General features: G+C 72.2%; 23 protein-coding genes. 10 read left to right on the plus strand and 13 right to left on the minus strand.

Going from position 1 to position 24,414, the window contains the following annotated elements; genetic code table 11:
- Positions 1-205 precede the first annotated feature (205 nt).
- Complete coding sequence (locus ACWEN0_RS21855) at positions 206-628, plus strand: STAS domain-containing protein (RefSeq protein WP_451976248.1); 423 nt, start codon at positions 206-208, stop codon at positions 626-628.
- A gap of 25 nt (positions 629-653) precedes the next feature.
- Here ACWEN0_RS21855 and ACWEN0_RS21860 read toward each other — a convergent pair whose 3' ends face one another.
- Complete coding sequence (locus ACWEN0_RS21860) at positions 654-1,922, minus strand: low temperature requirement protein A (RefSeq protein WP_451976251.1); 1,269 nt, start codon at positions 1,920-1,922, stop codon at positions 654-656.
- Between the two features lie 426 nt (positions 1,923-2,348).
- Between ACWEN0_RS21860 and ACWEN0_RS21865 the strand changes: the two genes are divergently transcribed.
- Genes ACWEN0_RS21865 through ACWEN0_RS21880 form a run of 4 tightly spaced genes read left to right on the plus strand, consistent with a single transcriptional unit; the run spans position 2,349 to position 6,732 of the window.
- Positions 2,349-5,078, plus strand: coding sequence for an ATP-binding protein (locus ACWEN0_RS21865; protein WP_451976254.1), 2,730 nt, complete (start codon positions 2,349-2,351; stop codon positions 5,076-5,078).
- Positions 5,075-5,566, plus strand: coding sequence for a roadblock/LC7 domain-containing protein (locus tag ACWEN0_RS21870; RefSeq protein ID WP_451976257.1), 492 nt, complete (start codon positions 5,075-5,077; stop codon positions 5,564-5,566). Before ACWEN0_RS21865 ends, ACWEN0_RS21870 begins: the two co-directional genes overlap by 4 nt.
- Positions 5,563-5,952 (plus strand): DUF742 domain-containing protein, encoded by a 390-nt coding sequence (locus ACWEN0_RS21875; RefSeq protein WP_451976260.1) that lies wholly within the window; start codon positions 5,563-5,565, stop codon positions 5,950-5,952. The genes ACWEN0_RS21870 and ACWEN0_RS21875 overlap by 4 nt, the downstream gene beginning before the upstream one ends.
- Before the next feature lie 18 nt (positions 5,953-5,970).
- Entirely contained in the window at positions 5,971-6,732 is a 762-nt protein-coding gene (locus ACWEN0_RS21880) for an MHYT domain-containing protein (RefSeq protein ID WP_451976263.1), read from the plus strand.
- Between the two features lie 54 nt (positions 6,733-6,786).
- Here ACWEN0_RS21880 and ACWEN0_RS21885 read toward each other — a convergent pair whose 3' ends face one another.
- From ACWEN0_RS21885 to ACWEN0_RS21920, 8 genes are all read right to left on the minus strand, one after another.
- On the minus strand, positions 6,787-7,677 hold the full coding sequence (locus tag ACWEN0_RS21885; RefSeq protein WP_451976266.1) for a DUF7617 domain-containing protein: 891 nt from the start codon (positions 7,675-7,677) through the stop codon (positions 6,787-6,789).
- Positions 7,626-9,179, minus strand: coding sequence for a hypothetical protein (locus tag ACWEN0_RS21890; RefSeq protein WP_451976269.1), 1,554 nt, complete (start codon positions 9,177-9,179; stop codon positions 7,626-7,628). Before ACWEN0_RS21890 ends, ACWEN0_RS21885 begins: the two co-directional genes overlap by 52 nt.
- Positions 9,180-9,472: 293 nt before the next feature.
- Complete coding sequence (locus ACWEN0_RS21895) at positions 9,473-10,171, minus strand: GntR family transcriptional regulator (protein ID WP_451976272.1); 699 nt, start codon at positions 10,169-10,171, stop codon at positions 9,473-9,475.
- A gap of 95 nt (positions 10,172-10,266) precedes the next feature.
- The gene (locus ACWEN0_RS21900; protein ID WP_451976275.1) at positions 10,267-11,790 is read right to left on the minus strand and encodes a beta-N-acetylhexosaminidase; all 1,524 of its coding nucleotides are present in this window, start codon (positions 11,788-11,790) and stop codon (positions 10,267-10,269) included.
- Positions 11,790-12,608 carry a carbohydrate ABC transporter permease gene (locus tag ACWEN0_RS21905; protein WP_451976278.1) on the minus strand — a complete coding sequence of 273 codons (819 nt, stop codon included), beginning with the start codon at positions 12,606-12,608 and terminating at the stop codon, positions 11,790-11,792. Before ACWEN0_RS21905 ends, ACWEN0_RS21900 begins: the two co-directional genes overlap by 1 nt.
- Positions 12,605-13,546, minus strand: coding sequence for a carbohydrate ABC transporter permease (locus tag ACWEN0_RS21910; protein WP_451976281.1), 942 nt, complete (start codon positions 13,544-13,546; stop codon positions 12,605-12,607). Before ACWEN0_RS21910 ends, ACWEN0_RS21905 begins: the two co-directional genes overlap by 4 nt.
- 70 nt (positions 13,547-13,616) lie before the next feature.
- Positions 13,617-14,891 (minus strand): extracellular solute-binding protein, encoded by a 1,275-nt coding sequence (locus tag ACWEN0_RS21915; RefSeq protein ID WP_451976284.1) that lies wholly within the window; start codon positions 14,889-14,891, stop codon positions 13,617-13,619.
- Between the two features lie 45 nt (positions 14,892-14,936).
- Entirely contained in the window at positions 14,937-16,115 is a 1,179-nt protein-coding gene (locus ACWEN0_RS21920) for a carbohydrate-binding protein (RefSeq protein ID WP_451976287.1), read from the minus strand.
- A gap of 172 nt (positions 16,116-16,287) precedes the next feature.
- Here ACWEN0_RS21920 and ACWEN0_RS21925 point away from each other — a divergent pair, with 172 nt between their 5' ends.
- The 4 genes from ACWEN0_RS21925 (at position 16,288) to ACWEN0_RS21940 (ending at position 19,003) form a co-directional block, all read left to right on the plus strand.
- Positions 16,288-16,500: a hypothetical protein gene (locus tag ACWEN0_RS21925; RefSeq protein WP_451976291.1), complete on the plus strand. Its 213-nt coding sequence runs from the start codon at positions 16,288-16,290 to the stop codon at positions 16,498-16,500.
- A 79-nt stretch (positions 16,501-16,579) separates the two neighbouring features.
- The gene (locus ACWEN0_RS21930) at positions 16,580-16,951 is read left to right on the plus strand and encodes a YciI family protein (protein WP_451976294.1); all 372 of its coding nucleotides are present in this window, start codon (positions 16,580-16,582) and stop codon (positions 16,949-16,951) included.
- Positions 16,944-18,164 (plus strand): RNA polymerase sigma factor, encoded by a 1,221-nt coding sequence (locus ACWEN0_RS21935; RefSeq protein WP_451976297.1) that lies wholly within the window; start codon positions 16,944-16,946, stop codon positions 18,162-18,164. Before ACWEN0_RS21930 ends, ACWEN0_RS21935 begins: the two co-directional genes overlap by 8 nt.
- Positions 18,164-19,003 carry a hypothetical protein gene (locus ACWEN0_RS21940; RefSeq protein ID WP_451976300.1) on the plus strand — a complete coding sequence of 280 codons (840 nt, stop codon included), beginning with the start codon at positions 18,164-18,166 and terminating at the stop codon, positions 19,001-19,003. The genes ACWEN0_RS21935 and ACWEN0_RS21940 overlap by 1 nt, the downstream gene beginning before the upstream one ends.
- Before the next feature lie 71 nt (positions 19,004-19,074).
- Here ACWEN0_RS21940 and ACWEN0_RS21945 read toward each other — a convergent pair whose 3' ends face one another.
- From ACWEN0_RS21945 to ACWEN0_RS21955, 3 genes are read right to left on the minus strand one after another with little or no spacing between them, the layout of a single operon-like run.
- Positions 19,075-20,427, minus strand: a complete 1,353-nt coding sequence (locus tag ACWEN0_RS21945; RefSeq protein ID WP_451976303.1) for an MFS transporter — start codon at positions 20,425-20,427, stop codon at positions 19,075-19,077.
- A gap of 18 nt (positions 20,428-20,445) precedes the next feature.
- Positions 20,446-21,360, minus strand: coding sequence for an amidohydrolase family protein (locus tag ACWEN0_RS21950; protein WP_451976306.1), 915 nt, complete (start codon positions 21,358-21,360; stop codon positions 20,446-20,448).
- On the minus strand, positions 21,357-22,382 hold the full coding sequence (locus ACWEN0_RS21955) for an amidohydrolase family protein (RefSeq protein ID WP_451976308.1): 1,026 nt from the start codon (positions 22,380-22,382) through the stop codon (positions 21,357-21,359). The genes ACWEN0_RS21950 and ACWEN0_RS21955 overlap by 4 nt, the downstream gene beginning before the upstream one ends.
- Before the next feature lie 241 nt (positions 22,383-22,623).
- On the opposite strand from ACWEN0_RS21955, the gene ACWEN0_RS21960 reads away from it, so the two are divergent.
- Positions 22,624-23,478 (plus strand): hypothetical protein, encoded by an 855-nt coding sequence (locus tag ACWEN0_RS21960; RefSeq protein WP_451976311.1) that lies wholly within the window; start codon positions 22,624-22,626, stop codon positions 23,476-23,478.
- Between the two features lie 6 nt (positions 23,479-23,484).
- Here the strand turns inward: ACWEN0_RS21960 and ACWEN0_RS21965 are convergent, their stop codons facing one another.
- On the minus strand, positions 23,485-24,408 hold the full coding sequence (locus tag ACWEN0_RS21965; protein ID WP_451976313.1) for a DUF1932 domain-containing protein: 924 nt from the start codon (positions 24,406-24,408) through the stop codon (positions 23,485-23,487).
- Between the last annotated feature and the right edge of the window lie 6 nt (positions 24,409-24,414).

Below are 24,414 nucleotides of genomic sequence, written 5' to 3' on the forward strand. Positions count from 1 at the left end.
TTTCGGTGCGGACGCCGGGAATACGCGCTTTCGGCCGACTGTGGGTGACTGTCGGTTCGGCCGTTGGCGGGGTTGCGCCGTTTGGATCAAGTATTAGGCTGCGAAGGGCGGTTCAGGAGCAGCCGCCCCTCCCTCGACTTGCCGGCGCCCGAGCGGGCAGTGGACACCGCTCGGCGCGCCAACCGCGACTGAAGGCGTACTCAAGATGTTAGTCGTGCAGCACCCCGCGACGGCGATCCCGATGGCGTCGCCGCCTCCCCCGGCCGAGCGAAGCGCGTTCGACATCAAGGTGATCCGGCCGTACTTCGGCGCGGTGATGGTCCGGATCAGCGGCGCGCTCGACGAGGACAGCGCCGTCGAGCTCGCGTCGGTGCTCAGCACGTGGGCGCACCGGCGGTTCCCGGTCCTGGTGCTCGACCTGTCCGAGGTCGACCTCCTGGACGCGGCCGGGCTTTCCGTCCTCGCCGACATCCACGTCCGGACGGTCCGCGAGAACACCGCTCTCCGCATCATCACCGGCGAGAACCGCGTCGTGCGGCGGGCCCTCGCCGGGAGCGGCCTCGACCACGCGTTGAACGTCTGCCAACTGCCGTCGGGCTGGGAACGGGCGACGGAGATCCCGAACTAGGCCCGCGGAAGGTGGCGGGCCGGCGTCAGCCGGCCCGGCGCTGCCGCTCCTCCTCGATGCGTCGCAGGAACGCCACCGGGTCGCCGCCGAACCGGCTGGTGCGCGCGCGGTGGCGCATGCCCGCCGCCACCGCCGTCGCGCCCACCGCCCAGGCCGTGATCACCGCGACCACGGCCGGCGCCGGGAGGATCCGGCCCAGCAGCGCCAGGCACACCGTCGCGGCCAGCGCGGCGGCTCGGAGCAGGCCCGTGTACCACCTCGGGATCCGGCCGGTCGAAAACACGCGCGTGCCGCCCAGGTACATCGCCACGCCGGCCGTCGTGAACCAGGCCGCCGACTGGGGCGGGGACTCGTGCAGGGACAGGTTGACCCCCGCCGCGACGAGCAGCAGGGCGAACGCCGGGAAGAGGTGGCCGCCCGCGTACAGCGAATACGCCAGTGCCGGGTTGCCGCCCGAGAGGTCCAGCATGCGTTCGTAGATCTGCGCCGCCGACGTGAAGTACAGCCACCACAACGCGCCCGCCATCACCAGCCCCGACACCAGGGACGACCAGTACGCGAGGTCGTCGGCCGGGCGCTCCAGGGCCGCCGTCCCGACCGTGATCACCAGCTCGCCCAGCAGCAGGATCATGAACAGCCCGAAGCGCTCGGCGAGGTGCGCCGAGTCGACCGCCAGGTTCGGGTCGTGCGGCGGCTTCCACAACGCCCGCCAGCGCGCCGCCCGCGTCGGCCGCTCCCGGTGCTCGCCGCGGCGCCGGCGCGGCCGGTCGCCCAGCAGCAGGAACCCCGCCTCCTGCAGCAGCGCGAGCGCCCACAGCGCCCACGTGTGCGGGACGACCACCGAAATCCCGAACAGCACGGCCGAAAACAGGTAGCCCCAGGTGATCCGGCCCTGGTCGAGACCGGGCCGGGCCGGCCAGCGGTGCGCGGCCGACAGGATCAGGCGGACCGCCGCCATCGCCGCCGCGAAGATCTCCGGGTGCCCCTCGAAGGCGTGGTGCACCTGAGTCGCCGCGATCGCGCAGGGGATCGTGCCGGCCAGGACGACCAGCCGGTCGGCGGCGCGGCTGTCGTCGCCACGGCGGTTGTAGAGCACCGCGAAGCCGATCCACGTCCACCACAGCGTCGCGAACAGGCCGAGCGCGGCCGCGGCGCGCATCCAGTGCGGGTCCGCCACCATGCCGTGCGCCACCTGGCCCACCGCGAACACGAAGACCAGGTCGAAGTACAGCTCGACCCACCCGACGCGCTTGCCGGGCGTCGTGCCGTCTCCGGAGTCGTCCACATCGGTCACGGCCGCGATTCTGCCGCCTTCCCGGTCGGGAGTCTCATCCGGGCGGGGTGAGGGAATTAATAACAAACCACCCGATCAATGGCCGAGTTCGCCACGAAATGGTTCCGGTGGTCTTTGTGGGTAATTCCGACGACAGCGCGAAGGGGTGTCGATTGCCGTGCGGTAAGGCCCGGAGCTGGGCGAACATCACTTGTACGGTGTGCAAGCAGCGACCGCCGGGACACGATGCGTGAACCGCGCGCAATGATCGTGATGAATTCGAATCCGGCTTTCCGAAACGCCGCTCCTTAGGGTTGACAAGCATGCGGCGCGTGTTGTTCTCTGCTGGTCGGCTCGATCAGCGAGGGGTGATCGGACCCTGGGGCCCTCCCGTCCTGTCCGAGTTCGACATCGGCCGCACGCGGCTGGGAATCGAGCGGTTTCGCCATGCACGAAAGCAGATCCACGCCCCGCTTGCCGGCGGATGCCGCGTGGTGGCCGGCGAACTGGAGCGTCCGCACCAAGATCAGCGTCGTGCTGCTGTTGCCCGTCCTGGTCGCGGTGGCGCTCGCCGAAGTCCGGATCCAGGGCGAGCTCGACCGGGCCACCGAGCTCAGCGCGGCCCGCGACCGCCTGCCGGTGCTGCGCGACACGGTCGAGCTGACCGCCTCGCTGGGCGAGGAGATGGTCGCCGCGGTGGCGGTCCCGGCGGGCGCGCCGAACACGCTGACCGCCGCCGTCGACGCCAAGGTGGCCGCGATCCAGCGCGACACCGGCTTCGCGCCGCTGCCCGCCGACACCGGCCGGGCGCTCAACACGGCGCTGGGCAAGCTCGCCGGGATCCGCGCGGCCGGGGCCGGCGGCGGCGACGTCCGCACGAAAGCCGCCGGCTACAACGACATCATCGCGACCCTCGGCGACCTCGTGCCCGCGATCGTGCCCGCCGACGTCGGCGGCGACACCGCGGAGACCACGCGGCTGCTGGTGCACCTCCGCGGAGAGCTGGCCACCGAAGAGACCTACGCGCGGGCGGCGCAGAACAGCCCGGAGGACGCGTCGCTGCGCCCGGCCGTCGTGCAGACGGTCGCCGAGCAGGAGGTGCTCGGCGAACAGGCGGAGCACCGGCTGAAGGGCGACCTCCTCGCCCGCTTCGGCGCGGCGATGAGCACCGGCGACAGCCGCCGCGAAGCCCTGCAGGACCCCGCGAACGGCGGCGCGGCACTCGCCTCCTTCCTGCCCTCGATCACCGCGGAGACCACCGGCGTCACCCACGTGCTCAACGACGTCGCGGCGTCGCTGTCCTCGGACGTGTCCTCGGCGGCCGACGACGCCCGCTCGGACTCCCTGCGCGACACGGCCCTGGTGCTGGGCTCGCTGCTCGGCGCGCTCGCCATCGCGCTGCTGGTCGTGCGGTCGCTCGTCACACCGGTGCGCCGGCTGCGCGCGGCCGCCCTGCGCGCGGCGAACGAGCAGCTCCCCGAGACCGTCCGGCAGGTCCGCGAAGGCACGGAAGTCGACTGGCGCGCGGTGCCCACGGCCGGGATCCACACGGAGGAAGAGATCGGGCAGCTGGCCCACGCCTTCGACGACATGCACCGCCAGGCCGTCCGGCTCGCCGTCGAACAGGCCGAGCTGCGCAAGCAGGTCAGCGAGATGTTCATGACGCTGTCGCGGCGGAGCCAGTCGCTGGTCGAGCAGCAGCTGTCGATCATCGAAGACCTCGAGGCCGGCGAACAGGACCCGAACCGGCTCGACGAGCTGTTCCGCGTCGACCACATCGCCACCCGGCTGCGCCGCAACGGCGAGAACCTGCACGTGCTCGCGGGCGGCCGGCCGGTGCGCCACGGGCGGGAGCCGGTGCCGACGCGCGACCTGCTGCGGGCGGCGACGTCGGAGGTCAAGGACTACCGCCGGGTGGCGCTGGGCAACGCGCCGCGCAGCTCGGTGCAGCCCGAAGCGGCCGCGGACGTCGTGCACATCCTCGCCGAGCTGCTGGAGAACGCGACGCGGTTTTCCCCGCCGGAGCACAAGGTCGCGCTGACGGCCGACCGCGGCGCCGACGGCGGGCTGCTCATCGAGGTCGTCGACCAGGGCCTCGGCATGACGCCCGAGGAGCTCGCGTCGGTGAACGAACGCCTCGCCGCGGCGGCGACGGTCGGCCCGGAGACGACCCGGCGGATGGGCCTGTTCGTGGTCGGCAGGCTGGCCGCCCTGCACGGCGTCACGGTGCGGCTGCGCGCGACGGGGACGGGCCCGCGGCACGCGGGTGTCACGGCGAGCGTGCACGTGCCGGGCGCACTGGTGATCGCCGACCTGGCCCGCCCGATCGGCGCGGGCCGCATCGCCACGGCAGCCGCGTCCCGCAACGGCCACGCCCGCCCCCCGGTGGTGCCGGCCCAGGCCTCGACGCCGATCTTCGAGCAGGTGGTGACGAGCTGGTTCACCGAGCCGGCCGCGAAGCCGGCGTGGCCGCAGCGGGACAAGTCCCCGGCGGTGGAATGGCCGAATCCGGCAGACCGTAGTGGCCTGGCCGCCCGGCTCTCCCCGGGAGAGCAGCCCGCCGTGGCCGATTCGCCCGGCCGGGAGGAAACTTCCGCGGCCGATCCGGTGGGCCGGAACGGAAAGCCCGTAACCGATCCGGCGCACCGGAACGGCAACTCCGCGGCGCGCCCGGCCGAGCCGCCTGCCGCGTCCGAACCTGCCCTCGGGAACGGAACCTCCGCCGCGCACCGCGCCGGGCAGGCCGCAACCGCGGAACCGGCCTCCGCCGACGAAACGCCGACCGCCGCGCACACTCCGGCGTCGAACGAACCGGGCGCGATCCCGGCGGCCGACTGGCCCACCTCCGTCGAAAAGCCGGCCGCCCGGCCGGAAAGGCCCGCGGTCGGCGAATGGGACACCCCGGCCGACCGCGCGCGGCAGGCCGCCGAAAGCGCTCTCAAGCCCGCCGCCGCGCAGCAGCTCACCGAGGCCGGGCTGCCGACCCGGCGGCCGGGGGCGCAGCTCGCCCCCGGGGCCGTCTTCCCGCGCGTGCGCGCGCAGACCGGTGGTGCGTTCCGGGACGCCGCCGCCGTCCGCACCAGCCTGTCCCGGCACTACCAGGGGATGCGCGCGGCCCGGCAGGAGACCGCGGCCCGCGCCGAAGAATCCGGAAAGGACGAAGTGGATCCGCGATGACGGAACTTCCCGACGTGCACCCGAGACGTGCCGAATCCCGGGCCCTCAGCGGGACCCTGCCGTTCCCCGGCCCCGCCGCGCCGCCCGAGCGGACGGCGACGCTGAACTGGCTGGTCAACGGGTTCGTCCAGGACGTCTCGGGGGTCGCGCACGCCGTGCTGGTCTCGGCCGACGGCCTGCTCGTGGCGGCCGACGAGGCGCTGCCCCGCGAGCGCGCCGACCAGCTGGCGGCCATCGCCGCCGGGCTGTCGAGCCTGTCGCTGGGCACCGCGGAGCTGTTCACCGCCGGCCGGGTCGTGCAGTCGGTCATCGAGATGGAGCAGGGCTTCCTGCTGCTGATGAGCGTGGGCGACGGCTCCAACCTCGTCGTCCTCGCCTCGACCGGCTGCGATATCGGGCTGGTCGGCTACGAGATGACGATGCTGGTCGAGCGGGTGGGGCAGAAGGTCGACGTGCCCGCGCGCGAGGTGGCGCAGGACCGGCGGTGACCGACCAGCCGTCCGGCTTCGCCGGGGACGAGCCGCGCCGGAGCCCGGCGCTGGCCCGGCCCTACGCGTGGACCGAAGGCCGGACGGCACCGGCGGTCGAGATCGCCGTCGAGGCCCTCGTCGAAACCACGGCGGCGGGCCGGGCGGAGGCGCTCTACCACTCGTCGAGCGCGCTGGCGCAGGTCACCGAGCTGTGCGCCCGGCCCCGGTCGCTGATGGAGATCGCCGCGCTGCTGGCGCTGCCGCTCGGCGTGGTCCGGGTGCTCGTGTCGGACCTGATGCAGGACAACCTGGTGATCGTCCGCGACACGCTCACCGACACCTCCACCTGGGACGAGCGCCACGACCTGATGGAACGCGTGCTGCACGGGCTGCGCGACCTCTAGCACCGGGAAGGACTGATCATGGAGCACTTCGCGCTCGGGCACTGGCTGCTCGTGCTGGCGTACCTGACGTCGGTGGTCGGCTGCGCGCTCGGGCTGGCCTGCGCGGTCCAGGCCCGCCACGCGGCGAGCCCCGCCCACCGCATGCGCTGGCTGGTGCTGGCGGCGGTCTCGATCGGCGGCGTCGGCATCTGGCTGATGCACTTCGTCGCGATGCTCGGGTTCAGCACCCCGGGGATGCCGGTCCGCTACGACGTCTTCCGCACGGTGCTTTCGGCGATCCTGTCGGTGACGGCGGTGTTCGCGGGGCTCGTGGTGGTGGGCGGCCGCGCCAAGTTCGGCTGGTGGCGCCTCGCGCTGGGCGGCGTCATCACGGGCCTGGCGGTGAACGTCATGCACTACACGGGCATGTCGGGCCTGCGCGTGAAGGGCGACTTCACCTACGACGGCGGCCTGGTGGCGCTGTCGGTGGTGATCGCGGTGGTCGCGGCGACGGCGGCCCTGTGGTTCGCGGTCTTCCTGGACCGCCTCTCGCTGCGGCTGCTGGCGGGCTTCGTGATGGGCGCGGCGGTGACGGGCATGCACTACACGGGCATGGCGGCGGTCCGCATGCACATGGACATGAACGCCCCGGACCCGGCGGGCCTCGAGGTGTTTTCCTTCCTGTTCCCGGTGTTCGTCCTGGCGTCGATCGCGATGGCGGTCCCGCTGTGCGCGGTGCTGATGGCGCCGGCGGTGCGGCCGGAGGCCGTCGCCGGGGAGCGGGCGCCCGTCACGGTGTGAGCCGCGCGCGGACGGCCCGCGGGGAGCGTCCCCGCGGGCCGTCACCTCAGCCCCCTACAGGACGCACAACAGCGAACACGCCGTCGCCGAGGACCAGCCCGTGTGGGACGGCGGTGTTCCCGCCGGGGCGTTCGCCGGGACGTAGCTCGCCTTCGCCTGGTTCGTGATCGGGAACAGGCTCAGCAGTGCGTACGTCGAGCAGTACACCTGCTCGGACTGCCCGGCCGCCAGGGAGAACGGGCCCGTCCGGCACGACGGCTCCACGGTGTCCACGACCTGTGCGGACGTGATGCCGACCGGGCCGAGGTCGGTCACCGTGATCCGCCAGTACGCCGTCGCGTTCAGCAGGCCCAGCAGGCCCACGCCCGTCTGCTTCGCCCACGGTCCGGCGCCGCCCGGGCCGCACTTCGCGGCCGACGTCGAGGTGCAGATCTCCTTCTCCACCTTGACCTTCGGCGTGCACGACGCGCCCGGCGCGACCGGCAGCGTGACCGTGTTCGACGTGAACGCACCCGTCGAGTCGGTGCCCGTCGCCGTGTCCGCCACGGACGCCACCGCGCAGTCCGCGGAGATCGTCGTGCGGAAGCACACCTGGGGAGCGTCGCCCGCGTAGCCGACCACCAGCGACCCGCTGAAGCCGGTTCCGTTGTGCAGCACCAGGGTCGTCGTCACGGTGATCGACGGGTGGCCGGCCACGGAGACGCCGGTGAGGTCGACCGAGCCGTCCGGGGCGAAGCCCGGGGTCGGCACCGTCGCGCCGGCCTGGTCCACCACCGTCACCCGCGACGCCGCGAAGTCGACGTTCGCCGGGTCGACGCCGCTGAGCCGCGCCGCCGTGTAGCCCTGGACGTGCGAAGAACCGCCGTCACAATAGAAATCGGCCGGCCGCAGGGTCACCTGGCCGCCGGAGCGGACGCACGGGGTGGCCCCGGTGGCCGGGTCCATCGAGAACAGCACGCCCGCGTCGCCAGCCCGATCAGGCACCCGGACGGCGGGTCGTACGTGTAGCCGTAGTCCCGGGTGGCCCCGCCGTTCACCGACGGGTGCGTGATCGGGCCGGGCAGGCCCGCGCACGCCGCGCCGGTCGCCCAGTCGTGGCAGAGCGCCGCGCCCGCGTAGCCGCCGTTCCAGATCGGCAGGTAGGTGCGGACGTGGCCGGCGGGATCGGTGACGACCTCCGGCGGGAAGGCGTACACCCCGGCCGGCAGCGCGGCCGGGCCGGGCGGGGCCGCGAGCGCGGAACCGTCCAGGGCGTAGCACGTCGTGACGTCCGGCCCGCCGGTCGTCGTCGCGCACGCGCCCACCGGGGCGCCGCTCGGGTCGAAGGCCGTGTAGTCGTTGTAGTTGTAGTTGCCGGCCGGGCCCGTCGGCCGTGGAGCCGCCCAGCCGGCGCAGGCCGTGGCCGTCGCCGGGTCGAAGCAGCCGAGGGACGGTTGCTGCGCGGTGCCGGGGCTCGACGTCGACGCGAACACCTTGCCCGCCACCACGGTCAGCGCGCCGTAGACGTACGGCTGGGTGGCGGCCGGGACGACCGGCGCGTACGGCTGGCCGCCGCAGGCGCTCCTGCTGGCGATCGTCCAGCAGACGACGGCGCCGGAGCTGACGGTGCCGTACAGGTTGCCGCCGCTTTCCACGAAGCCGCCGATGCTGTTCACCGCCGGGGACCCGCCGGTGGGGGACAGCGCCCAGTACCCGCAGTTGGCCGCCGCGGCCAGGTCGAGGCAGCCGACGCCGACGGACGACGCCGTGACGGCGGGGTAGTAGACCCGCGCGGGCGTGGCGGGGTCGTGCACGTACTGCTCGACCATGGTGCTGGCGATGTCGCCGGCCCCGAGGGTGCCGAGCGGGCCGGGGGCGGTGTTGAGCACCTTGGGCCACGGGCCGCCGGGGCACCGCTGGCCGGTGGCGAGGTCGGTGCACACGACCTTCGGCGACGTCGCGCCCAGGTGGTGGTAGATGGTCCAGGCCTGCAGCGCGCCGGACGGGGTGCGGTGGAGGATCGGGGTGAAGCCGTCGCCGCCGGTCGCGGTCGTGACCGCCTGCACGGGCGGGGTGAGCGCGCCGGACACCGACGTCGCGTCGGGTCCGGCGTCCGGGTCCGTCGCGCGGACGGCGGTCACGCCGGACGCGGGTTCGGTGCCGGTGAAGGTGCTGCCGTCGGTGGACCACGACGGCGTCCAGCCGGGCGGCGCGTGCAGCGAACCGGACTGGAACGCCTGGCCCGCGCCGACGGCGTCGGTGATGGTGGCGGCGCCGGTCCCGGTGGCCTGGTCGTCGTAGCCGATGACCCAGTTCGCGGTGGCACCGTGGTCGGCGGGGGAACCGGTGCCCTGCACGGACTTCGTCAGCCCCGAGACGGCGGCGGCCTCGGCGGTGGCGGGCAGCGCGACGGCGGTGGCCGCGACGAGCACCAGCGGCAAGGCTGCTACCGGCATGCGTCTTCGCATGAACGGTCCTCGATTCTTGTGCGACGGAGGTTTCCGGGAATCGTTTCCCGGCCGAAGGAAAATCCTATGCGGCCCGGGTGAGACTCCTGAAGAGCTCTCACCCGGGCGCCGAAAAGGCGAAGCCAACAGCGCAGTTCGTTATCGGCACGCGATCATCGGCACCCCTTGTGACGAGGGGTTTCGGGGCCGGTGATCACCCGGTTGCCGTCACGGCGTCACTCGTTCGGGTAATGAGTGGACGCTAAAAAGCGCGTGGCTGGGGTTTCGGCGAAGATTTATTTTCCGGATGCGTGTCAGCCCGATTCGGCGTCGAAGCGGAGCTTCGACGTGATCCGGTACCGGTCACCCCGGTAGTACGACCGCGTCAGCTCGACCACCTGCCCGGTCGTGTCGCGCGTCAGGCGCTCGATGTGCAGGATCGGCGCGTACACGGCGATTTCCAGCAGCTCGGCCTGTTCGGGGTTGGTGACGGCCGGCTCGATCGTCTGCACCGCGTCCTGCACCACGATCCCGAACCGCTCGCGCAGCAGCCGGTAGAAGTTGCCCGACTCCAGGTCCGCGGGCGACAGCCCGGGCACCAGCGACGCCGGCAGGGCGAGCCGTTCGATCGCGATCGGCTCGTCGTCGACGTGGCGGACGCGCGTCACGCGCAGCACGGACGTTCCCGCGTCCCGCTCCAGCTCGGCCGCCAGGGACCGCGGCGCCGGGGCGATCGCGAACGCGACCACCCGGCTGGTCCAGTGCCCTTCCGCGGGTGGCACGGCGAGCCCGGTCGCGAGCTCCTGCGTCACCTTCTGCGGGCTGGTGAACGTGCCGCGGCCGCGCTGGCGGACCAGCAGCCCGGTGCGGGTCAGCTCGTCGATGGCCGCCCGCACGGTCGGGCGGGACACGCCCAGCTCGGCGGCCAGGTCGCGTTCGGAGGCCAGCCCGGTGCCCGGGCCGGCGTTTTCGATCACCTTCAGCAGGTGCCGCCGGACGCGGTCGCGCTTCACCGTGGGCGGGCGGTCCGCCGGTTCTTCACCCTTTTTTCGAGGGCTCTGGGTGGCGGAGCCCCCGGCCTGGGGCGGAGCCCCGGATGTCGCAGGGGTCAAGGCACCGTCTTCCCGGATACGGGGACCGCGCCGGCGAACCGGACGCGCTCCTTGGGCAGGGCGTCCAGGGCGCGCAGCCGTTCGAGGTGACCGGCCAGGCGCTCCCGGAATTCAGCATAACGGCGTCCCGGCGGCGACCACGCGCGCTCGGCCAGCGCGCACAGCCGCGGGAACGCCAGGTGCCGGACGTGGTCGGGGGTCGGCGCGTGTTCGGTCCACAGCTGGGCCTGCGTGCCGAGCACCCCGGGCCGGGTCCCGTCGCTGACCGGCAACCCGCCCGCCAGGGGGTCGAAGCGGTAGACGTCCTCGAGGGTCGTGACGTCCTCGCGCGGGGGTTCGCCGGGTTCTTCGCTTTGCCGGTAGTCGAAGTACGTCGACGTGTGCGGCGCCATCACCACCTGGTGGCCGCGGGCGACGGCCGAAGCGCCGTGGGCGGCGTCGCGCCAGGCCGTGACGACCATTTCCGGGGGCAGCCGGCCGGCGGCGTGGCCGGTCTCGTCCCAGCAGACGGCCTGCCGTCCGAGCCCGGTCAGGAACCCGTGCAGCTCGCCGAGGAACCACGGGTGCAGCTCGGCCGTGTCCCGCAGCCCCAGCTCCGCGGCCTTGTCCCGCGCGACGGGGCTCGCCGCCCACTGCGTCGTGGGGCACTCGTCGCCGCCGATGTGCAGGTGCCGGGCCGGGAAGACGTCCGCGACCTGCGTGAGCACCTCGCGGCAGAAGGCGAACGCAGCGTCGTGGACGCCGAGGATGTCGGGGCTGATCCCCCAGGAGGTCCACACCGGCAGCGGCGTCTCCGGCCGGTTGCCCAGCTCGGGGTAGGCGGCCAGCGCCGCGCGCACGTGCCCGGGCAGGTCGATCTCGGGCACGATCCGCACGCCGCGGTCGGCCGCGAAGGCGACCAGTCCGCGCAGTTCGCGCTGGGTGTAGAAGCCGCCGTGCGGGACGCCGTCGAAGACGCCGCTGCCCGCCGCCCCGACCATCGACTCGGCCCGCCACGCGCCGACTTCGGTCAGCCTGGGCCGGCCGTCGATCTCGATCCGCCAGCCCTGGTCGTCGGTGAGGTGCAGGTGCAGCACGTTGTACTTGTGCAGCGCCAGGAGATCGACGAACTCGCGCAGGAACTCCAGCGGCAGGAAGTGCCGGGCGACGTCCAGGAGCACGCCCCGCCACGGCAGTCTCGGCGAGTCGCGGATGTGCAGGCACGGCAGCCGCGGCGGGCCGTGCAACGGCACCAGCTGCCGGATCGTCTGGACCCCGTTGCGCAGCCCGGCTTCGGTGGACGCAGTCAGGAGCGCGCTCACCGGCGTGACGTCCAGCTCGTAGCCCTCGAGGCCCAGCTTCGCCTGCGGCACCAGCTCGACACGGATCGCGGGGCCGTGCCGGAGCGCCGGCCGGGCCAGGTACCCGGCGAGCAGCCGGGCGGCCCGCTCGGCGCCGTGGTTCGCGAGCACGCGCAGGCCACCCGCGGGCGCGAAGGAGCCGGCGCGGCGCGTCAGGCGTACGGGGTGGGGGATCAGCATCAGCCCTTCACCGCGCCCGCGGTCATGCCTTCGACGAGGTGGCGCTGCACCAGCGCGAAGAAGACGACGACGGGCAGCGCGAACAGCGTCGACGCCGCGATGAGCCCGCCGTAGTCGGTGCCCGTGCTGGTGCTGAACGACACCAGCCACACCGGCAGCGTGTAGCCGGAACTGTCCTTCATGATCACGTAGGCGAACAGGAAGTCGTTCCACGCGGTGATGAACGCGAACACGCTGGTCGCGATCAGCCCGGGCAGCACGAGCGGCAGCAGCACCGAGCGCATGACCCGGGCGCGCGTCGCGCCGTCGACCATCGCGGCCTCCTCCAGTTCGACGGGGATGCCGTGCAGGAACCCGCGCAGCGTCCAGATCGTGAACGGCAGCACGAGCGCCACGTACGTCAGGACGAGCCCGGACAGCGTGTCCAGCAGGTGCGCGCTCTTCAGGCTCAGGAACAGCGGGATGACCAAAGCGGGCACCGGCACCATCTGCAGCACCAGCACGCCGATCAGGAAACTGCGCCGCCCGAAGAACCGGAAGCGCGTCAGCGCCGTCGCGGCCAGGAAGGCGACCACGATGGACAGGGCGACGACCGCGACGACGACCACGACGCTGTTGAGGAGGTCCGGCACGAACCCCGGTTTGGCGAGGGCGTCGGCGAAGTTGCCGAAGGTGAGGTCGAAGGGCAGGAACTCCGGCGTGGGCTGGAGGATCTTGCCCGCGGGCTTGAACGCCGTGAGCACCATCCAGTAGACCGGGAAGATCCACACGAGACAGAAGAGGACCGCCGTGACGTTGCGGCCGACCCGCCGGATCACAGGTCCTCCCCGGAACGGACGAGCCGGCGCACGTACACGGCCGTCATGCCGACGAGCAGGGCGACCGAGATGACGGCGATCGCCGCGCCCTGCCCGAAGTCGTTGTGGCTGAACGCGCGGGTGAACGTCCAGATGCCCAGCGTCGTGGTGCCTTCGTCCGGCCCGCCCTGGGTGAGGATCCAGATCTGGTTGAACACGGTGAAGTCCCAGATCACCGACAGGATCGTGACCAGCCCGAGGATCGGCTGCAGGAACGGCACCGTGATGGTGCGGTGGACCCGCCACGGCCCGGCACCGTCGAGGGCGGCGGCTTCGTAGTAGGAGCGCGGGATCTGCGAAAGGCCCGCGTAGAGCGTGAGCGCGACGAACGGCACGGACTGCCACACGACCAGCAGCCAGACCAGGGTGAACGCCGACGCGGGCGACGTCGTCCAGTCGTGCTGGGTGAGGTCGCCGAAGCCGAGCCGCGTCAGCAGCCAGTTGACCACGCCGTAGCCGGGCTGGAAGAGCCACTGCCAGACCAAAGTGGACGCCACGTTCGGCAGCGCCCACGCCGCGATCAGGCACAGGGTGACGGCGGTGCGCATGCCGCGGCCCAGGCGCCGCAGCAGGAGCGCGACGCCGAACCCGATCACGAGCGTGCCCGCGACGAGCGCCGCGCAGAACCCGACGCTGCGCGCGAGGACCGGCAGCAGGTGGTCGTCCCCGAGGACCGCGGCGTAGTTGTCCCAGCCCGCGAAGGTCGTCGTCCCGGTGAACAGCGACCGCAGGCCGTACTGCTGCGTCGAGATGACGACGAGCCGCACGAGCGGGTAGCCCAGGACAAGCCCGAGCAGGACGACCGCGGGCAGGAGGAGGCCGTAGGGCAGCAGCGAGCGTCGCCGGCGCGGCGTGGCCGGTCTTTCCGGGGCCGCGGGCGGCGCTTTCTCGAGCAACACGGGGACTCCTTCGCGGAAAGGGGCGGGGTGGCCCGGTTGGGGACGGCAGTCGGCCGGGCCACCCCGCCGGTCAGTGGGCGTTCAGCGCCTCGGTCAGGTGAGCGTCGAAGTCCTTCGCGGCGTCGGCGATGCTTCGGCGCCCGGTGGCGATGTCGGCGAAGAAGGTGTTGATGGACTTGTCGCTTTCGATGGTCGCCCAGCCCGGGGTGGCCGGGGTCGCGACGCTCGTCTTGGCGGCGGTGGCGAACGCGCCGGCGACCGGCGAAAGGGCGGGCGTCACCTGGTCGATCAGCTCGGTCGAGATCGGGGTCCAGCCGTCGATGCCGACGATCGCGTCGCGTTGCACGGCCGGGTCGGTCGCGGCCTTGAGGTAGGCGAGCGCGAGGTCCTGGTTGCGGCTCTTGGCCGCCACGGCCAGGTCGGACCCGCCGAGGAACACCGGCTGCGTCTTCCCGGGCGTGGCGCTGGGGAAGGGGAACGTGCCCAGGCGGTCCTTCAGCTCCGGCTTGTTCTTGACCACGGTGTTGACGCTCGTGTCGAGGATCGCGCCGGCGCCGCCGGAGGAGAAGATCGCGGCCTGGTCGGGCGCCTTGGTGTCGACGTTGCGGGAGGCGGCCGAGGAGTAGGTGTTCTGGAAGTCCTTCCACGCCTGCAAGCCCTTTTGCGCCTCGGGGCTTTCGAGGGCTCCGGCCCACTTGCCGTCCTTCTGTACGGCGAGCCGGCCACCCGCGTCCCAGACGAACTGCAGTGCGCCGTACCAGTACTTGCCGGGGAAGTGGAAGGCGGAGTAGTCGGGGGCGGGGTGCTTGGCCTTGAGCTTGTCGAGGTCCTGGGTGAGCTCGGTGAACGTCTTCGGCGGCGCGGTGATCCCGGCGTCGGCCCAGGCCTGCTTGTCGTAGATGACCGCGCGGTTGCCGGCGAACAGCGGCGCGGCGTAGAGGTGACCGTCCACAGTGGCCGGACCGGCGAGGCCGGGCAACCAGGTGGTCCCGGCGGCGAGCTCGGCGCGGTGTGGGTTCAGGTCGGTCAGCGCGCCGTTGGCGGCGAAGAGCGGGACGTCGGTGTTGCCGATCTCGATGACGTCCGGCGTGGTGTCCTGGGCCAGGGCCGTGCTGATCTTGGTGTTGATGTTGTCCCATTCCTGGATCTGCACGGTGACCTTGGCGCCGGTGGCCTTCTCGAAGGCGGCGCCGATCGCCGCGGTGGCCTTGTCGCTCAGGTCGCCGTTCATCAGCCAGACGGTGAGCGTGCCGCCCTGCGCGGGGGCGGCGGGGGTGTCGGTCCCGCAGGCACCGGCGGTCAGGGCGGTGACGGCCAGCACGGCGGCGAGTGTGCGTCTGCGCACGGGTAACTCCTGGGAGGGCGGCGGAAGTGGGGGCGGGAGGGTGCGTCAGCAGCGGCCGAGGTCGGCCCATTGCGCGGTGAGCCCGGGTTCGGAACCCTGGGTCCACCAGTTCGCCTGCCAGAGGTGCGCGTTGTGCTTCACGCGCTGGCCGCCGAGGTACACGGTGCCCCAGTCCCACTCGGGCGCCGTCGAGCAGTCGGCGGGCTGGGACGGTGTGGTGGGCGTCGTCGGGGTCGTGGGCGTGGTCGGCTTGGTGGTCGTGGTCGGCGGCGGGCTCGTCGGCGTGGTGCAGCCGTTGACCGTGTCCACATGGGACGTCCCGGCCGTCCGGTACTGGCCGGCCTTGGCGACCGCGTCCGCGGGCGACACGACCTGGTTGCCCGCGTAGTACGTCCAGTCGACCTGCTCGGTGTACACGCTGTTCCCGCCGGCGTGCCCCGCCGTGTCGATGAACCACATGTTGTAGTTGATCGACATCGGCGTCCGCGGGTACACCGGGTCGCCCTGCGCGTCGGTGGTGTGGTCCGCGGTCAGGACGCCGTCGATGTAGTACTTCACGTGCCCGCCCGACACCTGCGTGACGATGTCGTGCCAGCCGTCGAAGCTGCGGTTCTGCGCGGTGGACGTGCGCAGGCCGTCCCACGTCGGGTTGTTCCAGTAGGTGTACCAGCTGGTCTGGTAGTCGGCGGTCGGGCCGCCCCAGCCACCGTTGGGCAGGTACTCGGAGAAGTCCAGCTCGCTGTAGAGCGGGTCGCGGTCGTACCGCAGCGGCGAGATCGTGAAGTACGTTTCGTTGACGTGGTCGCCGTCGGTGCCGCTGTCCGGCGCGTCGGTGAAGCGGACCCGGCTCGCGTACGTGCCTTCGAGGAACCGCAACTGGTTCTGGTACATCTCGGAGTGCGTGGTGCCCGCTGCGCTCCCGTCGGTGCCGGCGGCGAGCTGGGCGACGCGGTCGCCGTTCACGGTCGGGAAGGTGACGTTGCTCGTGAGCCAGCGCGCGCCGGGCACGCCCGGGCTGCCGACGTCGTTGCGGGTGGTCCAGCCGGCGCCGCTGAACGCGGAGTCGGTGGGCGAGGCGTAGTGGAAGTCGTCGAACAGCACTCCGCAGTCGGCCGCCGCGGCCGAGGGGCTCGCGGCGGCCCCGCCGGAGAGGATCAGGGCCGTCGCGGCCACGGTCGCGACGCTCGTCAATGCTGCTGTGGTGGTCCGGATTCTGGGGGACATGGGTCTCCTCCTGGGGATGGCCGTCCGCCGGAGCTCTGATTGGTCTAGACGAATCAGTGGCGAGGACTCTCCTCCTGACCATTGGTAAAGTCAAGACGGCCACAGAACTTACCTTTGGTAATTTCTGGCCTGCCGCGTTTGAGCCTGGCGAGACCGGGGTAAAGGGCTCTACGTGGACGAGCCGGTCTCGACCTGGCAGCTCTACCAATCTCTCGCGGCGACGTGGTCCGCGATGGCGATCGGCAACGAGGAGACGTCTGCGCGCACCGACGACCCGAGCCGGGCGGCGATGTTCTCCCGGCGCGCGCTCCGGGCCCGCGCCCACTCCCGGCGTCTGCAGGCCGAAGCCGACCGGCTCCGCCTCCTCCGCGGCCCGGCCTGGTGAAAATGCCCTCGGCGGCGATGTCGAGTTACCGTCTTCCCGTTCGTCATCCCTGGTGACGGTGCCGGACGAAGGAGCGCACGTGCTGTACATGCTGCTGATCTACAACTGCGAACGCCCCGAACCGGGCGACCCCGGGTTCGAGGGGGCGCTGGCCGCCGTGAACGCCTTCGCCGACGAGTGCCGGCGGCGCGGGGTGTTCGTCTCGGGGCACCCCCTGCAGGGCGAGCACACCGCCACGACCGTCACGGTCAAGGACGGCCGGACGCTCGTCACCGACGGGCCCTTCGCCGAGACCCACGAGCACCTCGGCGGGGTGTACGTGTTCGACTGCCGGGACCTCGACGAGGCCTTGGAGCTGGCCGCGTTGTGCCCGATGGCGTCGCAGGGTTCGATCGAAGTCCGGCCCGTCGCCGGGGTGCCGGGGCTGGACCACCGGACCGTCCGTGGCTGATGCGGCCGCCGACGTCGTCGAGCGCGTCTACCGCGAAGACCGCGCCCGGCTGCTCGCCGCGCTGGTCCGGGTGCTCGGCGACTTCGAACTGGCCGAGGACGCCCTGCAGGACGCGGTCGCGCGGGCCCTGCGGACCTGGGAGACGACCGTTCCGGACGACCCGGCGGCCTGGCTGCTGACTGCGGCGCGCAACAGTGCCGTCGACCGGATCCGCCGCGCCCGCGTCGGGCAGGCGAAGCTCGCCCGGGTCGCGGCGGGCGAGAGCGGGGTGAAGACGGTGACCCTGCCGGACGACCGGCTCGCCGGGGTCGGTGACGACCGGCTGAGCCTGCTTTTCACGTGCTGTCACCCGGCCCTGGCCGAAGACGCGCGAGTGGCGTTGACGCTCCAGGCGGTCGCCGGCCTGACCGCGGCGCAGATCGCACAGCTTTTCCTGGTCACCGAGCCGGCGCTGGCCCAGCGACTGGTGCGGGCGAAGCGCAAGATCCGCGACGCGGGCATCTCGCTGAGCGTCCCGCCGGACCACCTGCTGCCTGATCGCCTCGCCGGCGTCCTGGCGGTGATCTACCTCGTTTTCACCCGTGGCTACGCGTCACCCTCGGGACGCGGGCTCCGGCGCGAGGCGATCCGGCTGGCGAAGCTGCTGGCCGCGTTGATGCCCGACGAGCCGGAGACGCTCGGCCTGGTCGCGCTGCTCCTGCTGCAGGACTCGCGTTCGGCGGCCCGCTGCACGCCCGCCGGTGACGTCGTCCTGCTCGAAGACCAGGACCGCACCCGCTGGGACCGGGCCGAGATCGCGGAGGCGCTCGGCGTCCTCGGCCGGGCCCTGCGCCGCGGGACGGTCGGGCAGTACCAGCTGCAGGCGGCGATCGCGGCGCAGCACGCCCAGGCGCGCGCGGCCGCCGACACGGACTGGGCCCGGATCGCGGCCCTGTACGCGCAGCTGCGGACGCTCGCGCCGTCGCCCGTGGTGGCGCTCAACCACGCCGTGGCCGTCGCGATGGCCGACGGCCCGGCGACCGGGCTCGCCCTGGTCGAGGCGATCGGCGGCCTCGACCGCTACCACCTCTGGCACGCCGCTCGCGCGGACCTGCTGCGCCGCCTCGGCCGGCCCGAGGACGCCGTCGCCGCCTACCGCGTCGCCCGCGACCTGGCCGAAGCCCCGGCCGACCACCGCTTCCTCACCGCTCGCCTGCGCGAACTGGAGTCCTGATGCGACTGTCCATCCTGGACCACGGCCACCGGCGCCGAGCCCGGCTCTTCATGGCCGTCACGGGCAAGCTGTCCGGCGTGCCGAGCCCGGACATCGTCAAACTGCTGCTGTACCGCCCGGGGTTCCTGACCCGCCCGTTGCTGGAGCTGACCGCACCCGCGATGCGCGGCGCCTCGTACTGGACGGCGGCCGAGCGCGAATACCTGGCGATGAGCACGGCCCGGGTGCACGAGTGCCCGTTCTGCCTGGTGACGCACGCCGAGCTGACCCGCATCGCGGGCCACGGCGAGATCGACCCCGACCACCCGGCCGGCGCCCGCCCGGAACTGCTTGCGGTGCAGGGATTCATCGAGGACGTCTCCCGCGACGCCCTGCCGGATCCCGCACCCCTGCGCGACGTGCCGCCGCACGCGGTGCTGGAGGCGTTGAACGTCAACCTGGTGTGGAACATCGTCAACCGCCTGGCCAACGCGTTCGGTTTCGAGCTGCTGGACGGCCAGCTGAAATCGGGCACCAGGGCATTGCACCGCGCGGGCTACCGGTTCCCGGGTTTCCTGCTCGCCGAGAGCCCCGACGACCTGCGCGAAAGCGTCTTCGAGCAGCCGGCATCGACGCCGCCGGAGTTGCGCCGAGCGGCGGCGACGGGGGAGGGACTGGAGGAGCCGTGGCGGACGTATGCGGCATTGGTCCGGGACGCTTCGCACCGGGTGACCGACGACGATGTCCAGCGGCTGACCGGCGCGGGGAGGTCGGAGGACGAGATCTTCGAGGTCACCGTGGCGGCGGCGGTCGGTGCGGCGCTGCGCAGCTTCGACGCGGGCCGCGCCGCAACCAGCTGACGGCCGCCCGGAAACAACGCGACGCCCGTCTGCAGGCATGTTCGACGACCGGCACGACCCGGACTCCCGAGTCAGACCGCGGCGGGCTCGGCGGCGGTCCGCTGCACCCGCGACGGCCGGGTCCGCGGGCCGAACACCGCCAGAACCACCGCGCCCACGAGCCACGTCCCGGCGATGAACAGGAACACGCTCTGGTACCCGCTGCCGTTGTACAGCGCGGCGACGATCAGCGGGCCGGCGGCGTTCGACAACCGGCCGAGCCCGTACGACACCCCGGTGCCCAGCGAGCGGCCCCGGGTGTCGAACAGCTCCGGCGAGTACGCGTAGCCCAAGGCCGTGTAGCCGCGCTCGAACATGTTCACCAGGAACCCGAAGACCACGATCAGGACCGGGTTGAACGTGAGCCCGTAGAACAGGCCGCACAACGCGATGACCGCGCCGAAGGCGACCAGGCACCACTTGCGTTCAAACCGGTCGGTGACCAGCGCGGCCAGGTAGGAGCCCAGCGGCGCACCGACCGTCGTGAGGGCCACGTAGAACACCGACTTCTCGACGCTGAAGCCTTCCTTGGCCAGCAGCGTCGGCGCCCAGCTCGAGTAGCCGAAGAAGCCGATCGTCTGCGTCACCCACAGGACCGTCAGCAGCAACGTGGGCAGCAGGTACTTCTTCTTGAGCAGCAACCGCAGCGGCGCCTTGGAGACCGGGGCCTCGTCGACGGGCGGCGCCGGCTCGGGCAGCGGGCCCTTCTCGGCCGCGACGCGCTCCTCGATCTCCCGCAGCACGGCGTCGGCCTCGGCGTGCCGGCCGCGGCTTTCGTACCAGCGCGGCGATTCCTTCAGCTGGCGCGTGAACAGCACCAGCAGCACGCCGAGCGCGCCCCAGAGGTACACCAGCCGCCACGACCACGAGTTGATGGGCACGACGGCGCTGGCGATCAGGTTCGTCACGGGCGTGCCGCAGATGCCGATCACGATCGCGTAGGCCTGGTACTTGCCGCGGCTGGCCGCCGGGTACAGCTCGTTGACGTAGATGACCGCGACGACCGTCATCGCCGACAGCCCGGCCGACGTCAGGACGCGGAACACGCCCAGCGACACGACGTCCCAGGAGAACACGGCGGCGAACGAGAAGACGCCGAACCACACCGTGGTCCACATCAGCGCCTTCTTGCGGCCGAACCGGTCGGCGAGCGTGCTCGCGGCGATCGAGCCGAAGAACATCCCGACGAACGACAGCGAGGTCACGTAGGCGACCTGGTCGACCGTCACGCCCCAGAGCTTGATGAGCTTGGGCGCGGTGGTGGCGAAGCTGTTGATGTCCGCGAACTCGAAGAAGTAGGCGAACGAGACGGCGAGCAGGGTGACCTTGTGGAACCGCGAGATCGGCAGGCGGTTCAGGCGGTTGAGCGCGTTGGCGTGCTGCATTGCATGCCCTTCGGGGATTCAGGCGGTTTCGCCGGGCCAGTAGAGGCGCATCGGGTTGTCGACGAGCAGTTTTCGCTGCAGCTCGGCGGTTTCGGCCACCTGCCGGACGTGGTCGACCAGGAGGCCGTCGTCGGGCATGTGGTCCTTGAGGTTCGGGTGCGGCCAGTCGGTGCCCCAGAGCACCCGGTCGGGGAACTCGGTGACGACGCGCCGGGCGAAGGGCACGACGTCGGTGTAGGCGTGCCGTTCGCCGTCGAGAGCCGGGGGACCGGTGACGGTGAGGCGCTCGGGGCAGCTCACCTTCACCCAGACGTCGTTGCGGTCGACGAACGCCAGGAAGCGGTCGAACTCCTTGCCGTCGACGGGTTTCGTGACGTCGGGGCGTCCCATGTGGTCGATCACGAGCGGCACCGGGAGCGTGTCGAAGAAGCCTTCCAGCTCGGGCAGGTCCGCGGCCTCGAAGTAGAGCACGACGTGCCAGCCGAGCGGCGCGATCTTCTCCGCGATCGTGCTCAGGTCCTCCTTGGGCGACGCGTCGACGAGCCGTTTCACGAAGTTGAACCGCACACCGCGCACGCCCGCTTCGTCGAGCTCCTGGAGGTCCTTTTCGCTCGTGCCGGGTCGGACGGTCGCGACCCCGCGCGCCCGGCCCCGTGCCGAGCGGACGGCGTCGACCATCGCGGAGTTGTCGGCACCGTGGCAGGTCGCCTGCACGATGACGTTGCGCGCGACGCCGAGGTGGTCCCGCAGGGCGAAGAGCTGGTCCTTGCTCGCGTCGCACGGCGTGTACTTGCGCTGCGGCGCGAACGGGAACTCCCGCTGCGGGCCGAAGACGTGACAGTGGGCGTCGACGGTGCCGTGGGGCAGGGTGAAGTCCGGTTTGGACGGCCCGGCGCACCAGTCCAGCCAGCCGGGCGTCTTGGGCGCCGTCACCGGCCCTGTCCTTTGAGGAGCGCGTCCAGTCGCGGGTAGACGCGGCGGGTGTTGTGCTCGCGGATCGCGGCCCAGTCCTCTTCGGACAGTTTGGCGGCTTCGGCGTACCGGCGGGTGTCGTCGAAGGGGTGCCCGGTGCGCGGGTCGACACTGCGGACGGCGCCGATCATCTCCGACGCGAAGAGGATGTTGCGCGCCGGGATGACGTCGAAGAGCAGGTCCGAACCCGGCTGGTGGTAGACGCAGGTGTCGAAGAAGACGTTGTTCAGCACGTGGTCTTCCAGTTCCGGCTTGCCCAGGGCCATCGCGAGGCCGCGGAACCGGCCCCAGTGGTAGGGCACCGCGCCGCCGCCGTGCGGGATGACCAGCCGCAGCGTGGGGAAGTCGGTGAACAGGTCGCCCTGCACGAGCTGCATGAACGCGGTCGTGTCGGCGTTGAGGTAGTGCGCGCCGGTGGTGTGGAACGCCGGGTTGACGCTGGTGCTGACGTGCACCATGGCCGGGATGTCGTACTCGACCATCTTCTCGTAGATCGGGTACCACGACCGGTCGGTGAGCGGCGGCGCCGTCCAGTGCCCGCCGCTGGGGTCGGGGTTGAGGTTGAGCGCGACGGCGCCGTACTCCTCGACGCAGCGCGTCAGCTCGGGGACGCAGGTGGCCGGGTCGGCACCCGGCGACTGCGGCAGCATCGCGGCCGGCGCGAACCGTTCCGGGTAGAGCGTGCTGACGCGGTGGCAGAGCTCGTTGCAGATCGCCGCCCACGCTTGTGAGGTTGCGAAGTCCCCGATGTGGTGGGCCATGAACGACGCGCGCGGGGAGAAGATCGTCAGGTCGATGCCGCGCTCGTCCATCAGGCGCAGCTGGTTCGGCTCGATCGTCTCGCGCAGCTCGTCGTCGCTGATGCGCAGGTCGGCGGGCGCGGGGGCGGCGCCGGGGTCGTCCAGCGCCGCGATCTGCTGGTCGCGCCACGCCGCGAGGGCGGGAGGCGCGGTCGTGTAGTGGCCGTGGCAGTCGATGATCAAGGTGGTTCCTCGTCGCTCCGCATGCTTGATACTCGCACACTAATCGTCGAAGAAATTGTTGACAATATCTGCGACGAGGTTGTGACTATGGGGTCGCCGCCGTGAGCGCCCCGTGACTGCGCTTGGCCGGCCCTCGGGCGCGGCCTCCCGGGTCCGGACGGACGCCGCGTGAGAGACTGCGCCCGAGCCGCCGGGGCCTGAAGGCGCACCGTGGGGGCGGTCAGCCGAGACCGAGGACGTCATGACTAATCCGCAGTACCCCGGGCAGCAGCCGTATCCCTCTGGTGGCTTTCCCGCGCAGCCTGGTCCGGCGCAGCCGTATCCGGCGCCCTCGGGTGGTTTCCCCGGGCAGCCGGGTCCGGGGCAGCCTTCGGGTGGTTTCCCCGGGCAGCCCGATCCGCGGCAGCCGTCGAGTGGTTTCCCCGGGCAGCCTGATCCAGGGCAGCCGTCGAGTGGGTTTGCCGCGCAGCCCGGTCCGGCGCAGCCGTATCCGGCGCCTTCGGGTGGTTTCCCTGCGCAGCCCGGTCCGGGGCAGCAGCCGTACCCCGCCCAGCCCGGCGCGGGGCTCCAGCCGTACGCACCTTCGGGTGGTTTCCCCGGCCAGCAGCCGTACCCGGGCGGGTTCGCCCAGCCGTACCCGCAGGCGCCCTACCCCGGCTACGGGATGCAGCCGAAGCCGAGCGGGGTCACCGCGATCATCGCCGGCGTCCTGGCCGTGCTCGGCGGGCTGTTCGCGGTTTTCGGCGTGATCGCCGGCGTCATCGGGATCGTCAGCCTCGGGTTCGTGCACTGGCTGTTCATCCTCGCCCTGGTCGAGGACGCGATCCTCGTCGGGACGCTGCTGCCCGGCGGCATCCTCCTGTTCCTGCGCAAGCCGATGGGCCGGATCCTCACGATCGTCGGCAGCGCGTTCGCCATCCTGAACGCCGTCGTGACGGTCGTGTTCAACGTGGTCGGGTTCGGCAGCTTCAGCCCGGGGCTGGTCGCGGCCGGGTCGATCCTCGGGCTGCTGCTCGCCGTGCTGCCGGCCGGGACCACGCTCGTCCTCGCGATCGTGAAGCCGACCGCGGTCTGGTGCGGCGGTTCCGCTCGATGAGCCCGCTCAGCCGCTGACCGGCGCCCGGCCCGCGGCGGGCGTCGTCGAGGAATCAGCTATGCGCGCAAGCTGGTCGCGAGCCGCGCCGGCGACGTCGGCCCGCACGCCGAGCTCGCCGAGCATCTCGGCGGCGGCCGCCATCTCGGAAGTCCGGCGGACGGCGTGCTTGAAGGAGCCGTCGACGAGCCTGTCCACAGTGGACGCGCTCGCGGCGGTGAGCTCGTCGACGATGATCTTCCGCAGCCAGTCTTCGCAGCCCGCGGCGCGCGCGGCCTGAAGCGCCTCGACCACGGCGGCCGACATGCCCTTGAAGAAGACGCTGCGCAGGAGCTTGCGCTCGGCGGCGAGCCCGGCGTCGCCGGCCATGACCTCGACCGCGGCGCCGAAGGAGTTCAACAGCGTCGCGACGGCTTCGGCGGCCGCACCGGTCGCGAGCATCGGCACGCGCAGCCCGCGCCCCGGGACGGGCGCCATGATCGCGATGTCGGCAAGGGGCGCCCCGTGCGCCGCGGCGATCGCGGCCAGCTTGCGCTTGGTACCGGGGGAGGCGGTGTTGAGATCGGCCCAGACGGCGCCGGGCCGCAGTCCGCCAAGCCCGGCTTCCAGCGCGTCGACGGCGGCGGAGGCGCTGTTCACGCTGAGCACCAGGTCGGCGCCATCGGCGGCCTCGGCTTCGGAGCCGGTGAGCACGATGTCCCAGGTGGCAGGCTCGGCAGTCGCTTCCGTGTTGCCGGTCGCGCCAGGTTTGGCGGTGTCCGCCGCGGTGCGTTCGGTGCTCGCATCCGTGGCATTGCGCGCGTTGGCAACCGCGCCGCGGGTGGCGGGAACTAGCGGGTCGTAGCCGCGGACGGTGGCTCCCTCGGCGGCCAGGTCGCGGGCGAGCGCGCTGCCCGCCTCGCCCAGTCCCAGTACCGCGATGGTTCCGGACATAGCAAA

The organism is Amycolatopsis sp. NPDC004378, assembly GCF_053602455.1.